This is a genomic window from Paraburkholderia phenazinium (assembly GCF_900141745.1).
In the GTDB taxonomy this organism is placed as follows: domain Bacteria; phylum Pseudomonadota; class Gammaproteobacteria; order Burkholderiales; family Burkholderiaceae; genus Paraburkholderia; species Paraburkholderia phenazinium_B.
The window spans coordinates 3,367,992-3,386,990 of record NZ_FSRM01000001.1 but is presented as its reverse complement, the minus strand read 5'-3'; the positions used below and the strand labels follow the sequence as shown (position 1 = coordinate 3,386,990).

Sequence of the window (18,999 nt, the reverse complement as noted above, 5' to 3'; positions counted from 1 at the left end):
TTCGCGGCCGTTGCCTCTGATGCACCACCATCCGCCAGCCGGCGACTGCGCCTACTTCAGATAGTCGAACGCCACTTCGCCGAGACCCAGCGTCAGATCCGCCAGCAAATGGCGCGCTTCGACGATCTCCAGCACCGGCAATTCCGCAACCGGCGCGAGCGCGTGCGGCGACAACTGCAGCGCAGCCGGCCCGGTCCATGCGCCCTTGAGGTCGATATCCTGCAGGTAGTAGCGCACCAGTTCGCAGATACGCGGCGTACCGTCGACGTGCGGCATGACCTTCAGCAGGAAGTTTGGCGCTTCGAGGCGTTTCTTCTGCTGCACGAGATCGAGCTGGCGATGCTTGTAGCCCATCGTGCCGGTGGCAATGCGCACAGGACCGTAGTCGAGCGTGCCCACGAGCGTGTCGGTATGCACTTCGAGTACCGGCTTGGCGAGCTTCTTCGGGAAGCCCCACAATTCGCGGCCACCTGCGATCGGCGGATGGTCGTCGAGATACATCGCCAGCGTGTAGCTGCCGGCAACGCCGTTATAGGACACCGGAATCACCTGTCCGCTTTCCGTGTAGTCGCCGAAACCGGTCGAGTCCGGCATGCGGATGAACTCGTAGTGCACCAGCGGCTCGCCGATTTCCAGCGGCTCGGGCACGACGGCGCGCAGCTTGGCCGGGTCGGTGCGGTACGTGATGATCAGGAATTCCCGGTTAATGAACCGGTAGGGGCCGATCGGGAACGCTGGGCTCGTAATCGGCATGGCGAAGGCATTGTCTAGCACGCTTTTGACGTCCATGGTTTTCCTTGGTGGTTAATCGCGGGTTGGAACGCTTCTGCACTGCACAAGAGTATCGTCGATTCGCGACTTGCTCGCATTCTCGTTGCGGGAATTGAATATTTTTTGAAAATCGCGCATAGCCGTGCCTGAGGGGAGCGGCCTGCGCTAAAATCGAAGAACGTCGCAAAGCGGCGTCATGCGGCGCTCTCAGCCCGATTTCGGGTCCGATCGCACGCCATGTGAGAAGCAAAAAACAGCAGGAAGCGCCAGGGCGCTTATCGGGGGAATGGAATGTCCAGCATCGAAGTCGACGATCCGAGTCGGGCCGGCGGTGAGCCCGGTCGGGCTGACGGCGCATCAGTCAAGCCTTGTTTCGCCCGCCAGCCGATCCTCGATCGCGACGGCATGCTATGCGGCTACGAACTCAAGCTTCATTGTGTGAGCGAAGCGCCGGCAGGCGACGCCGCAGCCAGTACTGACGCAACCGGGCATACCGTGCCCGATGACGCAACCACGGCCGCCGCTGCCGAAGGCGAACCGCGCGCTGTCGTGCAGCCTACCTTCACGCAGTCCGTCGTCACCGCGCTGATGCATTCGGGCGTGCGCGGAGCGTTGGCCGGCCACCTTGCCCATCTGGACGTCAACCGCGAGATGCTGTTCGACGAGGCGCTCGAACTCCTGCCGGCCGAGCGTTTCCTGTTCGAGCTCCAGCCGGATATCGAAGTGGACGACGAGCTGATTGCGCGAATCGTCGTGCTGCATGCGCGGCGCTACCGCTTCGTGCTTGATGCCGTGGTGGTTCCGAGCGACACGTTTGCGCGCCTGCTGCCCTATGCCGAGCGCGTGAAAATCGATCTTCCGCACATCTCCCGCGCGCTGTTGCCGAAGCTTTCCACCGTGCTGAAATCGGCGGGCAAATTGTTGATTGCCCAAGGCATCGAAGCACAGGAGGATTTCGAAACCGCCCTCAATCTCGGCTTCGACAAATTTCAGGGCTATTACTTCGCGCGCGCGCAGACCGCGACGTTGCGCAAGGTGAGTGCGCCGCGCCACGCATTGCTGAACCTGCTGCAGTTGCTAGCCGGCGACCCGACGGTCGCGCAGCTCGAAGCCGAACTGAAGCTCAATCCGGTGCTCGTGATGCATCTGATGAAGCTGGCGAATTCGAGCGGCCTTGCGGTCGGCCACAAGGTGACCACGCTGCGCGAAGCGATCAATGCGACCGGCACCAACCGGATTGCCCGCTGGACCCAGTTACTGTTGTATGCGGACGGCCGCAAGGTCGCGCTGGAAGACGACCCGCTGCTGCAACTCGCCGCCACCCGCGCACGTTTCATGGAACTGGCGGTGCTGCGTCTGCCGAAGGCCGGCCGCGACGAAGCCGACGCAGCGTTTTTGACGGGCGTGTTTTCGTTCGTGGATGCGGTGTTCGGCGGCTCGATCGAGAACACGCTCAATGTGTTGACGCTCTCGAAGCCGATTCAGGCGGCGATCCTGCGTCGCGAAGGCGTGCTGGGTCTGCTGCTGTCGGTGGTCGATGCGCTCGAGCGCGGTGAATGGAAAGAAATTGAAAGCGTGTGTGCGGAGCTGGCACCGTTGACGGTGCGCGAAGTCGCCGAACTGGGACTCGTCGCGGCGGCGTGGGCAGGCGTTGCGGATCGCAGCGCCGAGGCAAAAGGTCTGGAGCGGATCGAGGACTAAACCCGATCGGGGAGTGCGCTGCCGGGTCCGGACTTCGGTCCGCGGCGCTGCAGCCTGGCAATGAGCCGGGCCGCTCACTCCTTCACAGCATCTCCAGTTCCTGCATCGGCGCATGGGAAAAAAAACGCCCTAACTCCCGCGCCAGTTCATTCAACGCTGCCATCTCGCCCTGCGAGATCCGCCGTGCCTCGTCGGCCTGGCACCAGTCGCCGTACAGAAGCGCGACCGTCGTCTGATTCTCGCCCATCACCGGCAGCAGCACGAACGAGCGGGTATCCGCGAAACTGCGCCGGAACCATTCGGGCAGCCGCGCCACCATCTTCGGGTCGCGCGCATTTTCTATGAAGATGCCCACCGAGTTCGCAATCGCGAGATGGAACACGTCGGGCTCGAACGCGGTATTGAACGTCAGACCGGGCAGGGCAGCCTCGATCTTTGGCCCGAATCCCATACGCGCCTTGAACGTACCGCTGCTGTGGCGCACGAACATGACGGTACGCGCGAAACCGAGACCGGCGTGCACCGTTTCGGTGGCCATGGCCAGCGCCGGGCCGAGTGCGCTACCTGCTTTTAGCGCCCGCAGATCTTCGACGCCCGCGGCGATGCGTGCCTCGGGATCGAGCGCTTCGCGGGCAATCGCGTCGGCGTTGGCGCGCAGCTCCACGATCTCGCGCATCACGCCTTCGCCGTCTTCTTCGCGGGCGAGCGCCACGCTCATTTCCAGCAGCACTTCGGGGTCGGTGTTCAGCGCGCGGCCGTAACGGTGTGCGAGCTCGGCGATGCGTGCCTCGCGCTGCCAGTCCGACATGTTCGGCGTGGTCAGCACGGCGGCGACTTCGGTGGAGTAGTTGGTGATGGCGCGCAGCCATTGCACCTGGCGGGACTCTTCGGTGTCGTGCGGATCGAACTCGCCCATGCCGGAGCGGATCATGTCGGGCAGGCGCCAGCGCACCGCGGCTTCCTCGCCGATCTCGTCGAACGTGACGCCTAGCACGGTGATGCAGGCTTCGCTTTCCTCGATATTGGTGTCGACCAGGCGGCGGATCTGGTCCCACTCGGCGTCGAGATAGAACACCACGAGCAGCTTGCCGATCTGGCGCATCAGCGTGCAGACGACGGCTTCTTCGCCGGCGCGCAGGTCGCCGCGCTCGGTTAGCTTACGGGCGACGCAGCCCGACAGCAGCGTGCGGTTCAGTTCGAGTTTCGCGTCGATGCGGCGCGGCACGCTGTGATGAAAGTGATCGACGATCTTCAGGCCGACCACGAGGTGGCCGACCGCGTCCATCCCGAGCACCATCAAGGCGCGCGACACGGTGGTGATATTTCCGCCGAAGGCCATGTACATCGCCGAGTTGGCGAGGCGCAGCACCTTCTGGGTCAACGCAAAATCGGACAACACGACCTGCACGAGACCTGTGAAGTCGAGGTCGTCGTTGTTCATTGCAGCCATGGTTGTGCGCAGCGATTGCGACAGCATGGGGAAATCGCCGCGCTCGCTCATTCGAGACCAGAGCCTGTCGAGCACCGCTGCCTTTACCATGTGATTCCCGCTAAAGCCATACGTATTCCATTGAGTCGCAGACCGGCGTCATGCCGGTGTTCGATGCAGGTGCGCCAGTTCTTCCGGGTCCGCCGGGCCCGCATGAGAAGACGCATGCAGGTGCAACGTGTGTGCTTCGAAACGCTGCGCCAGTTCCTCGGACGGCAACGCCTTGCAGACGAGCCAGCCCTGAATATGATCACATCCCATTTCGGTCAGCAGGGTGCGTTGTTCCTCGGTTTCCACGCCTTCTGCGACCAGCTCCAGGTCTAGCGTTTGCGCAAGTCCCACGACCGCGCTAACGATGGCCTGATCATTACGGGAGGTTAGCAGATTCTCGACGAAACTCCGGTCGATCTTAAGTTTCGCTAAGGGAAAGCGTTGCAGGTACGCAAGACTCGAGTAGCCGGTGCCGAAGTCGTCGACCGCGAAGCGGATGCCCATCGCGGTAAGCTCTTCCAGCAGGCCCTTCGCGTGCGCCGGGTCGTGCATCAGCAGGCTTTCGGTGATCTCGAACACGAGACGGCGCGGGTCGATCCCGGTGAGTTCGATGGCCTCGCGCACGCTGTCCTTGAAACGCGGGTCGCGGAACTGCTGCGGCGACACATTGACCGCGACGTACTGCATCCTGATGCCGCGCATGTCCCACTGGATCAACTGCATGCAGGCGATCTTGAGGACCCAGTTGCCAAGGTAATTGATGAGCCCGACCGATTCGGCGAGCGGAATGAACATCGACGGCGGTACGAGGCCATGCACCGGATGAAGCCACCGGATCAACGCTTCCACGCCCACCACGCCATGGCTCTGGCTGCTGGTGATCGGCTGGAAGTGCAGCGAGAATTCGCCGTTGCGCACGGCGTCGTACAGATCGGCTTCGAGCTTCAGGCGTTCGGCGTCCGCGGGGTCGTCGTCCGGCACATAGAACGCCAGGGTGTTGCCGCCCGCTGCCTTGGCCTGCAGCAGCGCGTGGTCGGCCCAACGCAGCAGGTTGTTGTCGCGGCCCGCGGTGTCGTTGACATGGCGCACGTCCGGATAGAGCGCAATGCCGATGCTCGCCGACAGATGCACCTGCTGGCCGTTGAACACGTACGGTTGCTGGATCGCGGTCAGAAGACGTCGCGCCAGCGCTTCAGCGGCCGCCACGGCATAGGTGCGGCTGGCTGCGACCGGCATGAGGATGGCGAATTCGTCGCTCGCCACCCGGGCGATCTGGTCGCTCACGGAGGTGGTGTTCGAGATGCGTCGGGCGGTTTCGCGCAGCATGTCGTCGCCGGCATCGTAGCCGAGCGCACGGTTCACGCGCTGGTAATCGTCGATGTCGAGCAGCAGCAGGGCGGCCGGCGTACCGTGCGCGTCGGCTTGCTGCTGGGCGTCGAGCAGCGCCGGCACCAGCGCGGACTGATTGGCGAGGCCCGTCAGGCGATCGTGGTGCAAGGCATGCGTGAGGCGCTCTTCGGTGGCGCGCCAGGCCGACACGTCGAAGCCGGCAATCGCAAAGCCCTCGACACCGTCGTGGCTGTTGCGCACGACGCGCAATTCAACCGTGACCGGATAGGTCAGCGACTTGATCAGGCTGAGCGTCGCTTTCTCGATGCTGCCGGTGGCCGAGGCGCGGGCCAGCAGCGCGTCGAGGCGCTCGGCGTCCGCGGGCGCGACGATGTCGTGCAGTGTAATGGTCTGTAAGTATTCCCGGTGGTAGCCTATGAATCTCAGGCTCGCCTCGGACACGTAGAGGAAGCGCAGCTCCCGGTCGACGTGAGCAAGCAGGTCGACCGCACCGACGGCCTGCTCGAGGGGGGAGCGGCTTGCGCTCGGTTGGGGTAAGCCTTCCGGGCGGCGCCCTAACGCACGGACCCGCTCGATGACCGTACGCAAGGAGCCCCGGCGGGGCGCGGTGATCCTGTTCGCTTCCATGTTTCTCGCTGGCAACCCGTTTTCGTCTGCGGGCGGCCCGGCTCGGTCCCGCCGGTTCAGCGCGGGTGGTCGAGAGGCATGAAGCCGCCCATCAGAACGAGATAACGACCCCCACGCGAAAATCTTTAGCGGTTGCTGTAAATATTGATGATGGCGACTGGTGCGTCGCTCGAGACAAGCGATGGTAATGCTGCACCGCCGATTCACCGCCGGCCGCCTTGGCGGCCCGGTGCGGATTCAGTTAAAGTGAAGCGGCTTACCGTCCGTTATCTAGAGTTACGCCCCATGCTCGCAGCGGACGCGGGAGTGGCCCCACTGCGCAGCGTTTTCGAACCCATGCACCGATGAGCCATGTCTGAACCGTTTCCTGCCGGGGCCAAGCCCGGGCAAGTCGAGGTGCCTGCACAGTCCGCCCAGGGGGCCGAGGCAGCGGCCGACGCGCCCTTTGTCTATCTGGGCCGCCAGCCGATTCTCGATCGCGATGGCGCGCTGTACGCTTACGAGCTGCTGTTCCGGGCCGGCGCGCACAATTATGCCGAAGTCAGCGACGACGCGCAGGCGACCGCGCAGGTCGTCGCGCGCACGATTGGCGGAATCGGGGTATCGGCGGTGCTCGGACATCATCGCGGCTTCGTGAACATCGGCCGCGACCTGTTATTCGACGATATCGTTCACCTGATGTCGCCAGAGCGTTTCGTGCTCGAAATTCTCGAGACCGTCGCCATCGACGCCCAACTGGTGCGCCGCCTTGCCGAACTGCGCAACGCCGGCTTTCAGGTGGCGCTCGACGACGTGAGCGAGCTGTCGGAAGGCTTGCTCGCTGTGCTTCCGTATACCGACATCGTCAAGATCGACTTTCTGCTCACGCCCCGGGCGGCGCTGCCCAAACTGGCCAGGGCCGTGCTGGCGCAGGGCAAGACGCTGCTTGCCGAGAAGGTCGAAACGCGCGAAGACTTCGCGCTTGCCCGGGACCTCGGCTTCCATCTGTTCCAGGGATATTTCTTCGCCCGCCCGCAGGTGCTGACCGCGCCGCGCAACCGGTCGTCGCGTCCGGCGCTGTTGCGCCTGCTGGCGTTGCTGGCACGCGACGCCGGCATTATCGAGCTCGAAGCCGAACTCAAGCGCAACCCGAACGTCGTGGTGCAGTTGCTGCGCCTCGTCAATTCGAGCGCGTTTGGGCTTGGACGCAATATCGCTTCGTTGCGCGAGGCGATCATCGCGACCGGCACGCGGCAGATTGCCCGCTGGGCGCAACTGCTGCTGTACGCCGACGGCGGCGATCTGCCGTGGCGCTCCGATCCGCTGGTGCAACTGGCCGGCACGCGTTCGCGCTTCATGGAACTGGCGGCGCGCTGGCTGCGCCCGTCGGACGAGGAATTCGCAGACGCCGCGTTTATGACGGGAATTTTTTCGCTGGTGCACGTGGTGCTCGGCACGACGCCTGCCGAGACGCTCGACAAACTTGGCCTGGCGCCGCTGATCCGCGATGCGATCGTCGAGCATAGCGGGGCGCTCGGTGCACTTCTGGGCATCGCCGAGGCCGCTGACCAGGGCGCAGACCTGAGCGCCGACGGCGCATTGACCGCCGCCGGACCCGACGTGCCCGAGGCGTTTGCGGCGTTGACGCCGGAGGTGCTGGCGGAATTGAACCTGTCCGCGGCGGCGTGGTTTGGCGCGCATGCGGGCCTGGAGTAGAGGGGCGGCCGGCGCCTTGCGGGGTCTTTCAGCGTGGTTTCCCGGGACGTGATCCAATAGCGGCTGAGTCATGGCTTGACGCGCCCGACGGCGCGACGCAGGGCGTGGCTTCATTCATCGCACGGACCACGTGCGTCAACGCCTGGAGGGGCTCGAGATGAAACGAAAGTTCATGCCGGTATTACTGGCAACGGTATTGTCGGCAACGTTTGGGCTGTATTCGCTGACTGCGTCGGCGACGCTCAAGCCGGGCGAGGCCGCGCCGGATTTCACGACTCAGGCGTCGCTGGGAGGCAAGACTTACACCTACAACCTGGCTGACGAGTTGAAGAAGGGGCCGGTGGTGCTGTACTTTTACCCGGCGGCTTTCACGAAGGGTTGCACGATAGAGGCGCATGAGTTTGCGGATGCTGTTGACGAGTACAAGAAATATGGCGCGACGGTGATTGGCGTTTCGCACGACAACATCGACACGTTGACGAAATTTTCGGTCAGCGAATGCCGCAGCAAATTCCCGGTGGCGGCCGATGCGGACGCGAAGGTGATTGGCGCGTACGACGCGGGGCTGCCGATGCACAACTCGATGGCGAACCGGGTGTCGTACGTGATTGCGCCGGACGGCAAGATCATTTACGAATACACGAGCCTGTCGCCGGACAAGCATGTCGAGAACACGCTGGAGGCAGTGAAGCAGTGGGCGGCGACGCATAAGTCGCAGTGAGTGACGGCTGATGATCCCGCGGACAATGCCGTGCTACGCTGATAGCCGGTCTGGTTAGCGGGGTGATCCGAGATGCCTATTGTTGTGGGTCTGGCGGTACTGGCCGCGCTGATTTATGGCGCGGTGTGGTCGTTCGATGCGGTGCTGGCGCATTGTGGGCTGGCCGTGGCGGTTGGGGTTGCTGCGGTGGTTGTTGCTCTGGTGGCTGCGGCGGTGGTTTATTGGCTGCGGCGCCGGCGCGAGGTCGCCCCGAATATTCATGACGGCGATTGGACGCATGAATTGAAGGCTGAATGGGGTGGAGTCCGGCTTGCGGCCGGAAAGCGGTTGTGCAGGGTGGATTTGCATGGCGCTCAGGGGGATTATATTTTTGCTGATCTTCTGGGGGCTGATGTTGAGGCTGCTGGGCAGGGATTTCAGCTTGCGCTTAAGGTTCGGGATGCTAAGTGTCCTGTCTGGACGTTGCCCATGCGGGATGAGCGGCAGGCTAAGCAGTGGAAGAGGGTTTTTGGGTTGGCTGTTGAGCAGAGGCTTTGAGGTTTTGCCTGCGGCGCCTTGGCTCGGTGGTGTTCCTGCGGTGTTGGCCTTTCCTTGCTTTGTTAGTGGTTTATTAGCTTCGCCCCTGTGCGGGGCGGCACTTACTTTCTTTGCCGCCGCAAAGAAAGTAAGCAAAGAAAGCGGGCTTCAAACCGCTAGCCTGTAGGTGTCCACCACTGGCGCGAACACGAAGTGGTCCGCGCACGCGACCCGCCCTCGCACCATTCGCCCTAGTGACAAGGCAGTCATCCGTTCCAGCGTTGCGCTGCGCGCTCCGCCGTCGGGCATAACGCCTTCTGCACGTTATGTAGGAATTCGAACGTTTTTGGAGGCGCTCCTTTGCCGGAGTCGTGCCTATCGTTCTTGCCTTGTGTAACAGACACAGGTTTTCACGAAATGGAATCGCACCAGCGCGGTCAGCAGATCTGAGGTGCTTCTCTGTGTCGCTAAGCAGTCGCGACTGCCCGGACCCCTAGCAGGTGTTTTTTCGCCGGCAGACCCATCCGCCGCGCACGCAGTGCGCGGGCGGGATGAATGAGTCCTTTGTCACTAACTGGTGTGGTGCGAGGGCAGATTTTGTGCGCGGACCACTCCGTTATCAAGATGAGTGGTGGACACCTACCGGCTAGCGGTTGGAAGCCCGCTTTCTTTGCTTACTTTCTTTGCGGCGGCAAAGAAAGTAAGTGCCGCCCCGCACAGGGGCGAAGCTAATAGACCGATAAGAATGCAAGGAAAGGCCAACACCGCAAGAGCAACCGCCAAACCAAGGCGCCGCAGGCAAAAACAGACCACCAGGACATCAAGGAAAGGCCAACGCCATAAGAACCCGGACAAGCGCCGCGCAGGCAAAAACCCCAAACCTATACCTGCGCCGCCGGCCGCCCGCGCCGGCCCCGCCGCCCCCTCCCTTCCCACCTAACCCGAATCCGATCCATATAGAGATAAACAACCGGAGTGGTATAAAGCGTAAGCACCTGACTAACAATCAACCCGCCAACAATGGCAATGCCAAGAGGCGCCCGAAGCTCAGCCCCATCCCCATTCCCGAACGCCAACGGCAACGCCCCAAGCAGCGCAGCACAAGTCGTCATCATGATCGGCCGAAACCTCAACAGACACGCCTGGTGAATCGCGTCATAAGACGACAACCCCTGCCGCGAGGCCTCAATCGCAAAATCGATCATCATGATCGCGTTCTTCTTCACGATCCCGATCAGCAGAATCACCCCGATCAACGCAATGATGCTGAACTCCGTCTGAAACAGCATCAACGCCAGCAATGCCCCCACGCCCGCCGAAGGCAACGTCGACAGAATCGTCAACGGATGGATATAGCTCTCGTACAAAATCCCCAGCACGATATACACCGCTGCCAGCGCAGCCAGAATCAGCAACGGCATGTCAGATAACGATTGCTGAAACGCCTGCGCCGTCCCCTGGAAGCTGCCGTGGATTGTCCCCGGCATGCCAATCTCGCCCATCGTGTCGTAAATCGCTTTCGTTGCATCCGACAAGGACTTGCCTGGCGGCAAGTTAAACGAGATCGTCGAGGCCACGAACTGGCTCTGGTGATTCACCGATAGCGGCGTGTTCCCCGGTCCGAAGCTCGCAATCGCCGACAACGGAATCATCGTCTCCTTCGACGTCGATACCGCCGACCCCGATGACGCACTCGACTTGCCGCTCGCCGCCAGCGAATTGATCGCCAGGTTGCGCGCCGAGTCCGATGCAATCGCCGCTGCGCTTGAGGAGGTCGTGCCACCCGTGCCGCCACTCGAGGCGCTGGTGCTGCTCGTGCTGCTGGTGTTTGCCACCGTCGCCGTTACCGTGCCCACCGTCGCGTTGGTGCTCTGCGTGCCGCTCGCGCTGCCCCCCGACGTGCTGATGTAAATCTGGTTCAGCATGTCCGGGCTTTGCCAGTATTTCGGCGCGACTTCCATCACTACGTGGTACTGGTTCAAAGGGTTGTAAATCGTCGACACCTGGCGCTGCCCGAATGCGTCGTACAGCGTGTTGTCGATCTGCGCCGGCTCGATGTTCAGGCGCGCGGCACTCGCGCGGTCGATCGTCACCATCGATTCCAGGCCGCCTTGCTGCTGGTCGGAATTCACGTCCGCCAGTTCAGGCCGTGCCTGCAGCGCTTCTGTCAGTTTCGGGCCCCATGTATAGAGGTCGGTCGTGGAATCGGCCAGTAACGTGAACTGGTATTGCGCGTTCGATTGCCGGCCGCCCACGCGGATGTCCTGCACGGCCTGCAGGAAGGTGCGCACGCCCGCTACGTTGGAGAGCGGCCCGCGCAGCTGTGCGATCACCTGGTCTGCAGAGAGGCGGCGTCCTGGCTTCTCCTTCAACTGCACGTACATGAAGCCGGAATTGGTCTGGCGTCCTCCGGTGAAGCCGACTACCCCGTCCACCGCAGGGTTTTGACCGACGATCTTCATCATCTCCGAAAACTTGCCTTTCATCGCCTGGAAGGACGTCGACTGGTCGGCCTGGATGCCGCCGACGAGGCGGCCCGTGTCCTGCTGCGGAAAAAAGCCTTTCGGGATGATCACGTAGAGCCAGATGTTGATCCCGATCGTCGCGATCAGCACCAGCAGGATCAGCAGCGGATGCCGCAGCGACCAGCCGAGCGTGCGCTCGTAACCACGCTGCATCGCCGCGAAGCCGCGTTCGAGCCAGCGCGCGAAGCGTCCTTCTTCCTCTCGTTCGTGCGGCTCGTTGAGCAGGCGGGAGCACATCATCGGCGTGAGCGTCAGCGAGACCAGCAGCGAGACGCCGATCGCCAGTGACAGCGTCAGCGCAAATTCGCGGAACAGCCGCCCGACGATGCCGCCCATCAGCAGGATCGGCAGGAACACGGCGACCAGCGAGATGCTGATCGACACCACCGTGAAGCCGACCTCGCGTGCGCCCAGGAACGCGGCCTTCATGCGCGGCACGCCGTCCTCGATATGCCGTGAGATGTTCTCGAGCACCACGATTGCATCGTCGACCACGAAGCCGGTCGCGATGGTCAACGCCATCAGCGACAGGTTGTCGATCGAAAAACCCATCAGGTACATCGCGGCGAACGTGCCAATGATCGAGATCGGCACCGCGACGCTCGGAATCAGCGTTGCGCGCCAGTTGCGCAGGAACAGGAACACCACCATCACGACCAGCGCTACCGCAATCATCAAGGTGTGTTCGGTATCCTTCAGCGAGGCGCGGATCGTGGTGGAGCGGTCGACCGTCGGGAATACGTCGACATCGGCGGGGAGCGACGCCTTCAGTTGCGGCAGCATTTCCTTGACGCGGTCCACGGTGTCGATGATGTTCGCGCCCGGTTGGCGATACAACAGCACCAGCACCGAGCGCTTGCCGTTGTACAGGCCCAGGTTGCGCAGGTCCTCAACCGAGTCCACCACCTCCGAGACATCCGAGAGGTGCACGGCCGAACCGTTGCGATAGGCAATGATCAGATCCTTGTACTGCGTGGCTTTGCTCGCCTGGTCGTTGGTGTAGAGCTGGACGTGGGTCGCGCCGAACTCGATCGAACCTTTTGGGCTGTTCGCATTCGCCGCGGCAAGTGCCGCGCGCACGTCTTCGAGGCCGATACCGTAGTGGAACAGCATCTGCGGTTCCAGTTCGACGCGCACCGCCGGATTGGCCGATCCGCTCACATCCACTTCGCCGATCCCATCCACCTGCGAGAGCGATTGCTGCAGCACCGTGGCGGCGGAGTCGTATAGCTGACCGGCTGTCAGCGTGTTGGACGTCAGCGCGAGAATCAGGATCGGCGCGTCTGACGGATTGACCTTGTGGTACGTCGGATTGCTGCGCAGGCTCGCGGGCAAATCGGCGCGCGCGGCGTTGATGGCGGCCTGCACGTCGCGCGCGGCGCCGTCGATGTCGCGGTTCAGGCCGAACTGCAGCGTAATCCGCGACGAGCCCACCGAGCTCTGCGAAGTCATCTCGGTGACGTCGGCAATCGAGCCCAGATGCCGCTCGAGCGGGCTCGCCACACTGGTCGCCACCGTTTCGGGACTCGCGCCCGGCAGTGAGGCCTGCACCGAGATGGTCGGGAAGTCCACTTGCGGCAGGGGCGCGACTGGCAGCTTCGTAAAGGCGAATGCCCCGGCGAGCGCGATGCCGACCGCCAGCAGCGTCGTGGCGACGGGACGGGCAATGAACGGACGCGACAGATTCATCGCTCAGTTCCCCGCATCCGTGGCGGGCGGCGGTGCGTTGTGGCCGGGATCGTCGTGGTGGAAACGGGCCCGCACGCGTCGCGCCAGCGAGTCGAATCCGAGATAGATCACCGGTGTCGTGAACAGCGTCAGCAACTGGCTCACGATCAGGCCGCCGGCAATCGCAATCCCGAGCGGACGGCGCAGTTCTGAACCCGCGCCGGTGCCGAGCATCAGCGGCAGGGCACCGAGCAGTGCCGCCATGGTCGTCATCAGGATCGGGCGGAAACGTAGCAGACAGGCCTGGTAGATCGCCTCGCGAGGCGGCTTGCCCTGTTCGCGTTCCGCTTCGAGCGCGAAGTCGATCATCATGATGGCGTTCTTCTTCACGATACCGATCAGCAGCACGATGCCGATGATGCCGATGATGTCGAGGTCATGTCCGGTGATCAACAGCGCCAGCAACGCACCGACGCCGGCCGACGGCAGCGTCGAAAGAATCGTGATCGGATGGATGAAGCTCTCGTACAGCACGCCCAGCACGATATACATCGTGACGATTGCCGCGAGGATCAGGAACAGCTCGTTCGCGAGCGACGCCTGAAACGCCAGCGCCGCGCCCTGGAAGCGGGTCTGGAACGAGGCCGGCAGGCCCACGTCCTTCTCTGCCTGATTGATCGCCTTGACGGCCGCACCCAGCGACGCACCCGGCGCGAGGTTGAACGACACGGTGGTGGCCGGGAATTGGCTCAGGTGGGTGACGAGCAACGGCGCAGGCTGCTCGATGAACTTCGCGATGGACGATAACTGCACCTGGCCGGTCGTCGACGTGGAGGAGGGCAGGTAGATCGCGTTCAGCGAATCGGCGTAGTGCTGGACCTTAGGCTCCGCCTCGAGAATCACGCGGTACTGGTTCGACTGCGTGAAGATCGTCGAGACGATGCGCTGGCCGAACGCGTCGTATAACGCGTTGTCGACGGTGGCCGGGGTAATGCCGTAGCGCGAGGCAGTGGCGCGGTCGATCTGCACAAAGACCGATTCACCGTTCGCCTGCAGGTCAGTGGCGACGTCCGCGAGTTCCGGCGCCTGCTTCAGACGCTCGACCAGCTTGGGCACCCAGCTCGTAAACTCGTTGATGTTCGGATCGGTCAGCATGAACTGATACTGCGTGGGGCTGACCGTCGCATCGATCGTCAGGTCCTGCACCGGCTGCATGAACAGCGACGCGCCGGGAATGTGCGCGACGTCCTTTTGCAGTTGCCGGATCACGTCGCTCGCGGTGTGACTGCGGTCGTCGCGCGGCTTCAGGTTGATCAGCATGCGGCCGCTGTTCAGCGTGATGTTGTTGCCGTCCACGCCGATGAACGAGGTCAGGCTCTCCACATCCGGATTCTTCAGGATCTGCGCGGCCAGCTCCTGCTGGCGCTGCGCCATCGATTCGTATGAGACCGACTGCGGCGCCTGGGTAATCGCCTGGATCACGCCGGTGTCCTGAACCGGGAAGAAGCCTTTCGGGATAAAGACGTACAGCACGGCCGTCAGCACCAGCGTGAGCACGGCGACAAACAGCGTGGCGCCCTCGCGGTTCAGCACCCACGTCAGCGCGACGGCATAGCGCGCGATGATGTAATCGATAAAGGCGTGCGCTTTGGTTTCGAAGCGGTGCGCTTCCTTCGGCGGCGTGTGACGCAGCAGCTTCGCGCACATCATCGGCACGAGCGTGAGCGATACGACCGCCGAGATCACGATGGTCACGGCCAGCGTGATGGCGAACTCGTGGAACAGACGTCCCACCACGTCGCCCATGAACAGCAGCGGAATCAGCACGGCGATCAGCGACACCGTCAACGAAATGATCGTGAAGCCGATCTGCTTCGAGCCCTTGAGCGCTGCTTCGAGCGCCGTCTCGCCTTCTTCGACGTAGCGCGCAATGTTCTCGATCATCACGATGGCGTCGTCGACCACGAAGCCGGTCGCGATGGTGAGCGCCATCAGCGAGAGGTTGTCGAGCGAGAAACCGCACAGATACATCACCGCCAGCGTGCCGATCAGCGAGAGCGGCACGGACAGGCTCGGGATGATGGTCGCGTAGACATTGGCGAGGAACAGATACATCACCAGCACCACCAGCACCACCGACATCAGCAGTTCGAACTGCACGTCGCGCACCGAGGCGCGGATCGTGGTGGTCCGGTCAGTGACGATCCGCACGTTGAGTGCAGCCGGCAACGACTCCTGCAACTGAGGCAGCAGCGCCTTGATACTGTCGACCACCTGGATCACGTTCGCGCCCGGCTGGCGCTGCACGTTCAGGATGATGGCCGGCGTCGAGTCCACCCACGCGCCGAGCTTGGTGTTTTCCGCGCCCTGCACGATGCTGGCGACATCCGTCAGCATCACCGGCCGGCCGTTCTTGTAGGCGATCACCGCGCTCTTGTAGGCGTCGGCATCAGTCAGCTGGTCGTTAGCGTTGATCGTGTAGGCGCGCGTCGGACCGTCGAAATTGCCCTTCGGCGTATTGACGTTCAGGTTCGAAATGGTGGTGCGCAGATCGTCCAGATTCAGGCCATACGCAGCCAGTGCGCGCGGATTGGCCTGAATCCGTACAGCAGGGCGCTGGCCGCCGGACAGGCTCACGAGACCCACGCCCGCCACCTGCGAGATCTTCTGTGCAAGACGCGTGTCGGCCAGGTCCTGCACCTGCGTCAACGGCATGGTGGGCGAAGTGAGCGCGAGCGTGATGATCGGCGCGTCGGCCGGGTTGACCTTGGCGTAGATCGGCGGCGCGGGCAGGTCGGACGGCAGCAGGTTGCCCGCTGCGTTGATGGCGGCCTGAACCTCCTGCTCGGCGATATCGAGCGGCAGGTCGAGGCTGAACTGCAGCGTGATGATCGAGGAACCCGCTGAGCTTTGCGACGACATCTGATTCAACGACGGCATCTGTCCGAACTGCCGCTCGAGCGGCGCGGTGACCGAGGATGTCATCACATCCGGACTCGCGCCCGGATAGAAGGTCTGCACCTGGATGGTCGGATAGTCGACTTCCGGCAACGCCGAGAGCGGCAGGAAGTGCAGCGCGACAAGCCCGACCAGCATGATCGCCGCCATCAGAAGGGCGGTGCCGACCGGGCGCAGAATAAAGGCGCGGGATGGATTCATGCGGGTTCAGTCAGCCTTTATTCCGAAGCTTGCGCCGCGTGTCTGTGATGATGCTGGTGCGCGCCAGAAGCACCCCATGGGGCCGACGCACCGTGCGCGCCCGAGGCGCCGCGTCCACCGGAGGCGCCGAGCGGACGGTCGGCCGGAATGGTGATCTTCGCACCTTCCTTGAGGCGGTCGGAGCCGTCGATCACGATGCGTTCGCCCGCTTGCAGGCCGGAGGCGATGCTGGTGCGTTCACCGTCGACCGGGCCGGTCTTGACCTGGCGCACCGTCACCGTATTGTCGGGCTGCACGACATAGACGAACTGGCCCATCGAACCGTTCAGCACAGCCGAAGTCGGCACGATCACGGCGTCGTGAATCGTATTCACTAGTAGGCGCGCGTTGACGAACTGGTTGGGGAACAGCAGGTTGTCCGGGTTGTTGAACATGGCGCGCAGTTTGAGCGTGCCGGTGGTGGTGTCGATCTGGTTGTCGAGCGTCTCCAGCGCGCCGGTTGCGAGCGATGTGGTGTTGCTGCGGTCGTAGGCTGTCACCGACAGCTTGGCGCCCGCTTGCACCTGCTTCATGATCTGCGGCAAGCTGTCTTCGGAGACTGTAAAGATCACGCTGATCGGCTGCAGTTGCGTGATCACGACAAGGCCGTTGGTCAGGTTGGGCGTGACGTAGTTGCCCGGGTCGACCTGGCGCAGACCCACGCGACCCGACACGGGCGCCGTGATGCGCGCGTAGATCAGGTCGAGCTTGTAGGTGTCAATGTTGGCCTGATCCGACTTGACGGTGCCGATGTATTGCTGCACCAGCGACGCCTGCGTGTCGACCTGCTGGCTTGCGATCGAATCCTGCGCAAGCAGTGTCTGATAGCGTTTCAGGTCGAGGCGCGCGGTCTGCAGCAGCGCCTGGTCGCGCGCCAGCGCGCCCTGGGCGTTTTCAAGCGAGATCTGATAGGGACGTGGGTCGATCTGCGCGAGCAGGTCGTCCTTCTTGACCATCTGGCCTTCCTGGAACGCCACCGTTTGCAGCGTACCGCTCAACTGGGTCTGTACGGTCACGGTAGCGAGCGGCGTGACCGTGCCGAGCGCGGTCAGCACCACAGGCATGTCGCCTTGCGTCGCCGTTGCCACGTGCACCGGTTGCGGCTGGTTGGCGAACGCGCCAGCACCACCACGGCCGTGACGGCCGCCCCCTTCGCTTTGCGCGCTCGCACCGCCGGCCGGGGCGCCGCCCCACGGATGCCAGCGCCACACCACGATGCCCACGACGACGAGCGCGGCGACGATCAGGCCGATCGTGCGTCCCCGATGCCGTTTGCCACGGCTTCCCGACTGGCTGGTCGCGCCAGACGGCTGCTGAGCCGGGGCGGATGTGCGTGAAGTTTCCGGATGCTTTTGTTGTTCGTCCATCGATTCGATCAGGTGGCTGGCGTGGAGTTAGGCAGGCGTGCGAAATACAACGCAGAGGTTCTGCGCGGGACGACGCGAAACGCGGGAAAAGGATCTTGATGCAAAGCCGTTACGTGACCGTGATTGGGACCGTTGCGAGATCGATACGTGACTGATATGCGATCGTCAGGCGGGTGGTGAAACCTGCCGTATCGAACTCGTTGCTCCTTGTCTGGATGCCGCGGGTCGCACGCAGCAAGCTTCGCGAAAGCATGATCCTACGTCCCTGGCTTCGCTACCGTCTAGTGGTGTATTTTTCGATTGGTTACGTGCGTTACACCCCTCGGGCCGCTGCATGTGATACGGGTCCGCAGCGCGCCGGTGGGGCGTCAGGACGATGGTCCCGGGAGCGCGTCAGGTATCGAGGCGTCGTCCTGGCGTGCCGCCAATCTCGAGGGCGATTCTGGAAATGCATTCGAGTAGCAGCGGGGCGGCGCGTGTCATCAGCCAGTCGCGCGGACACTGGTGGGCAGAGCCACCGCAATTGACCGCGTAGCGCTCGCCCGATGGGCCGATGAAGCCGGCTGCGATGGCATTCAATCCGTCGTGCCATTCACCGGTTGCAATCGCGAAACCGTGAGCCGCCGTTTCCTGCAGCGCCTGCTGGAGGCGATTGCTAATATGCCCCCAGTCGTCGCCCTCGGCAGCCTGCAATCCCAGCAGCAGTTTCTCGCGCTCGGGTTCCGTCAGCACGGCGAGATAGGCGCGGCCCACGGCGGTGCGGCTCAGGTTCATCCGAGAGCCGACCTCGAGGCGCGACACCAGCACCGCGGAACGCGGTTTGATGGCGTCGATGACGACCATGTCGAGCCGGTCGCGCACCGCCAGATGGACGGACAACGATGTGCGCTCGGCGAGTTCGATCAGGAACGGCCGCGAGCGGGCGCGAATATCGAAGTTGCGCAGAAAGCCGTTGCTTAGCTCCAGTACGGAAGAGGTGAGGACGAAGCGTTCGCTGTCCTGCAGGCGAAACAGAAAACCCGCGCTGACAAGCGTCGCAGTGATGCGCGAAACGGTTGGCTTGGGAATACCGGTGAGTTCGGTCAGTTCACGGTTGCTGAGCGGCGCGTCCGCGGCCGCGATGCAACGCAGCACAGTGAGGCCGCGGGCAAGTGCGGTAACTTCGTCTCCTGAGCCATCTTTCTCTTTGGCGGCCTCGGTACCGCGTGGGGGCTTGGATTCGTGCGTCATCTCATTTTTATGAAACATCATTTCAATTTGCGAACTTGTACTGCCTTGCCGAACCATGGGCGGCAGCACCGAACCTGCACCATAACGATGCACGCTGACCCCATTTCATCCGATAATTCATTGTAATAGAAGGACACACTTGACAGATTG

Annotated in this window: 12 protein-coding genes; 4 read left to right on the top strand and 8 right to left on the bottom strand. The window is 63.0% G+C overall.

The annotated features are described in order from the left end of the window. Nucleotides 1-51: 51 nt before the first annotated feature. Entirely contained in the window at nt 52-789 is a 738-nt protein-coding gene (locus BUS06_RS15240) for an acetoacetate decarboxylase (protein WP_074265023.1), read from the bottom strand. Between the two features lie 273 nt (nt 790-1,062). Between BUS06_RS15240 and BUS06_RS15235 the strand changes: the two genes are divergently transcribed. Next, a complete protein-coding gene (locus tag BUS06_RS15235; RefSeq protein ID WP_074265022.1) occupies nt 1,063-2,472 on the top strand; it encodes an EAL and HDOD domain-containing protein in 1,410 nt (469 codons plus the stop codon). A gap of 82 nt (nt 2,473-2,554) precedes the next feature. On the opposite strand, the gene BUS06_RS15230 is transcribed toward BUS06_RS15235, so the two are convergent. Further along, entirely contained in the window at nt 2,555-4,012 is a 1,458-nt protein-coding gene (locus BUS06_RS15230; RefSeq protein ID WP_074265021.1) for an HDOD domain-containing protein, read from the bottom strand. A 48-nt stretch (nt 4,013-4,060) separates the two neighbouring features. Next, nucleotides 4,061-5,929 (bottom strand): putative bifunctional diguanylate cyclase/phosphodiesterase, encoded by a 1,869-nt coding sequence (locus BUS06_RS15225; RefSeq protein ID WP_074265020.1) that lies wholly within the window; start codon nt 5,927-5,929, stop codon nt 4,061-4,063. 351 nt (nt 5,930-6,280) lie between these two features. On the opposite strand from BUS06_RS15225, the gene BUS06_RS15220 reads away from it, so the two are divergent. From BUS06_RS15220 to BUS06_RS15210, 3 genes are all read left to right on the top strand, one after another. Then, nucleotides 6,281-7,624 carry an EAL and HDOD domain-containing protein gene (locus tag BUS06_RS15220; RefSeq protein WP_074265019.1) on the top strand — a complete coding sequence of 448 codons (1,344 nt, stop codon included), beginning with the start codon at nt 6,281-6,283 and terminating at the stop codon, nt 7,622-7,624. A gap of 157 nt (nt 7,625-7,781) precedes the next feature. Beyond that, nucleotides 7,782-8,345, top strand: a complete 564-nt coding sequence (locus tag BUS06_RS15215) for a peroxiredoxin (protein WP_074265018.1) — start codon at nt 7,782-7,784, stop codon at nt 8,343-8,345. 72 nt (nt 8,346-8,417) lie between these two features. Next, a complete protein-coding gene (locus BUS06_RS15210) occupies nt 8,418-8,882 on the top strand; it encodes a hypothetical protein (RefSeq protein ID WP_074265017.1) in 465 nt (154 codons plus the stop codon). Nucleotides 8,883-9,742: 860 nt separating this feature from the next. Here BUS06_RS15210 and BUS06_RS15205 read toward each other — a convergent pair. The 5 genes from BUS06_RS15205 to BUS06_RS15190 form a co-directional block, all read right to left on the bottom strand. Beyond that, nucleotides 9,743-13,075 carry an efflux RND transporter permease subunit gene (locus BUS06_RS15205; protein ID WP_074265016.1) on the bottom strand — a complete coding sequence of 1,111 codons (3,333 nt, stop codon included), beginning with the start codon at nt 13,073-13,075 and terminating at the stop codon, nt 9,743-9,745. Between the two features lie 3 nt (nt 13,076-13,078). Further along, nucleotides 13,079-16,213, bottom strand: a complete 3,135-nt coding sequence (locus BUS06_RS15200; protein WP_074265015.1) for an MdtB/MuxB family multidrug efflux RND transporter permease subunit — start codon at nt 16,211-16,213, stop codon at nt 13,079-13,081. Between the two features lie 17 nt (nt 16,214-16,230). Next, nucleotides 16,231-17,619, bottom strand: a complete 1,389-nt coding sequence (locus tag BUS06_RS15195) for an MdtA/MuxA family multidrug efflux RND transporter periplasmic adaptor subunit (protein ID WP_074265014.1) — start codon at nt 17,617-17,619, stop codon at nt 16,231-16,233. 109 nt (nt 17,620-17,728) lie between these two features. Then, the gene (locus BUS06_RS37845) at nt 17,729-17,872 is read right to left on the bottom strand and encodes a hypothetical protein (RefSeq protein WP_167379390.1); all 144 of its coding nucleotides are present in this window, start codon (nt 17,870-17,872) and stop codon (nt 17,729-17,731) included. Between the two features lie 140 nt (nt 17,873-18,012). Further along, nucleotides 18,013-18,849, bottom strand: a complete 837-nt coding sequence (locus BUS06_RS15190; protein ID WP_074266107.1) for an IclR family transcriptional regulator — start codon at nt 18,847-18,849, stop codon at nt 18,013-18,015. Between the last annotated feature and the right edge of the window lie 150 nt (nt 18,850-18,999).

What these genes read in the sequence shown, in the direction of transcription:
- BUS06_RS15240 (WP_074265023.1), bottom strand. Translation starts at nt 789, where the DNA reads ATGGACGTCAAAAGCGTGCTAGACAATGCCTTCGCCATGCCGATTACG.
- BUS06_RS15235 (WP_074265022.1), top strand. Translation starts at nt 1,063, where the DNA reads ATGTCCAGCATCGAAGTCGACGATCCGAGTCGGGCCGGCGGTGAGCCC.
- BUS06_RS15230 (WP_074265021.1), bottom strand. Translation starts at nt 4,012, where the DNA reads ATGGTAAAGGCAGCGGTGCTCGACAGGCTCTGGTCTCGAATGAGCGAG.
- BUS06_RS15225 (WP_074265020.1), bottom strand. Translation starts at nt 5,929, where the DNA reads ATGGAAGCGAACAGGATCACCGCGCCCCGCCGGGGCTCCTTGCGTACG.
- BUS06_RS15220 (WP_074265019.1), top strand. Translation starts at nt 6,281, where the DNA reads ATGTCTGAACCGTTTCCTGCCGGGGCCAAGCCCGGGCAAGTCGAGGTG.
- BUS06_RS15215 (WP_074265018.1), top strand. Translation starts at nt 7,782, where the DNA reads ATGAAACGAAAGTTCATGCCGGTATTACTGGCAACGGTATTGTCGGCA.
- BUS06_RS15210 (WP_074265017.1), top strand. Translation starts at nt 8,418, where the DNA reads ATGCCTATTGTTGTGGGTCTGGCGGTACTGGCCGCGCTGATTTATGGC.
- BUS06_RS15205 (WP_074265016.1), bottom strand. Translation starts at nt 13,075, where the DNA reads ATGAATCTGTCGCGTCCGTTCATTGCCCGTCCCGTCGCCACGACGCTG.
- BUS06_RS15200 (WP_074265015.1), bottom strand. Translation starts at nt 16,213, where the DNA reads ATGAATCCATCCCGCGCCTTTATTCTGCGCCCGGTCGGCACCGCCCTT.
- BUS06_RS15195 (WP_074265014.1), bottom strand. Translation starts at nt 17,619, where the DNA reads ATGGACGAACAACAAAAGCATCCGGAAACTTCACGCACATCCGCCCCG.
- BUS06_RS37845 (WP_167379390.1), bottom strand. Translation starts at nt 17,872, where the DNA reads ATGCTTTCGCGAAGCTTGCTGCGTGCGACCCGCGGCATCCAGACAAGG.
- BUS06_RS15190 (WP_074266107.1), bottom strand. Translation starts at nt 18,849, where the DNA reads ATGACGCACGAATCCAAGCCCCCACGCGGTACCGAGGCCGCCAAAGAG.